Here is a 1,434-nt window from a genome sequence, read left to right on the forward strand (position 1 = left end):
GCGCGCACACCCACTCACCGTTCGTGGGACGCGTTCGCTCGTTTCACTCGCGTAAGCGAATAGCCTTAAGTGATGCAGGCATACCCGTAGCTTCGGTACCTGGTTTAGCCCCGTTACATCTTCCGCGCAGGCCGACTCGACTAGTGAGCTATTACGCTTTCTTTAAAGGATGGCTGCTTCTAAGCCAACCTCCTAGCTGTCTAAGCCTTCCCACCTCGTTTCCCACTTAACCAGGATTTCGGGACCTTAGCTGACGGTCTGGGTTGTTTCCCTTTTCACAACGGACGTTAGCACCCGCTGTGTGTCTCCCACGCTGCACTCACCGGTATTCGGAGTTTGCCTCGGTTTGGTAACCCGGGATGGGCCCCTAGCCGAAACAGTGCTCTACCCCCGGCGGTGATACGTGAGGCGCTACCTAAATAGCTTTCGAGGAGAACCAGCTATCTCCGAGCTTGATTAGCCTTTCACTCCGATCCACAGCTCATCCCAGCATTTTTCAACATACTTGGGTTCGGGCCTCCAGTTGATGTTACTCAACCTTCACCCTGGCCATGGATAGATCGCCCGGTTTCGGGTCTATATCCAGCGACTCATCGCCCTGTTAAGACTCGGTTTCCCTACGCCTCCCCTACGCGGTTAAGCTCGCCACTGAATATAAGTCGCTGACCCATTATACAAAAGGTACGCGGTCACCCCATCACTAAGCCACCTCTGCTCGATTGGTGCGGTTGAACGTTGCAGGCAACGTTAACCGCCAAGCGGACGCCATGACAGGTCCACATCACGAAGAAGCTTAGTGATGGGGCTCCCACTGCTTGTACGCATACGGTTTCAGGATCTATTTCACTCCCCTCGCCGGGGTTCTTTTCGCCTTTCCCTCACGGTACTGGTTCACTATCGGTCAGCCAGGAGTATTTAGCCTTGGAGGATGGTCCCCCCGTCTTCAGTCAAGGTTTCTCGTGCCCCGACTTACTCGATTTCACGTCACTCGGATTTCGGCTACGGGGCTATCACCCGCTATGGCCGCGCTTCCCAACGCGTTCGCCTATCAATCATGACGCTTAAGGGCTGCTCCCCGGTCGCTCGCCGCTACTGGGGGAATCTCGGTTGATTTCTTTTCCTCGGGGTACTTAGATGTTTCAGTTCCCCCGGTTCGCCTCCCACCCCTATGGATTCAGGGTGGGATACCCAGCTTGTGCTGGGTGGGTTTCCCCATTCAGACATGCCCGGGTCACAGGTCGTTTGCCACCTCACCGAGCCTTATCGCAGGCTTCCACGTCTTTCATCGCCTCTGGCTGCCTAGGCATCCACCGTATGCGCTTAATCGCTTGACCCTATAACCCCAAGGGGTCTGGTGCGATTTCACACGACAATTGCCGGATACGCTTGAGTCGTATCTCAAATTTGTCAGCTTGATTCACATTGTTAAAGAGC

The 1,434-nt window shown here is 54.9% G+C and carries 1 rRNA gene; it reads right to left on the reverse strand.

The features are described from left to right. Positions 1-1,334, reverse strand: a 23S ribosomal RNA gene (locus tag K7I12_RS17375); the annotation flags it as partial. Positions 1,335-1,434: the final 100 nt, after the last annotated feature.

Source organism: Halomonas sp. IOP_31 (assembly GCF_021151495.1).
Classification (GTDB): Bacteria; Pseudomonadota; Gammaproteobacteria; order Pseudomonadales; family Halomonadaceae; genus Modicisalibacter; species Modicisalibacter zincidurans.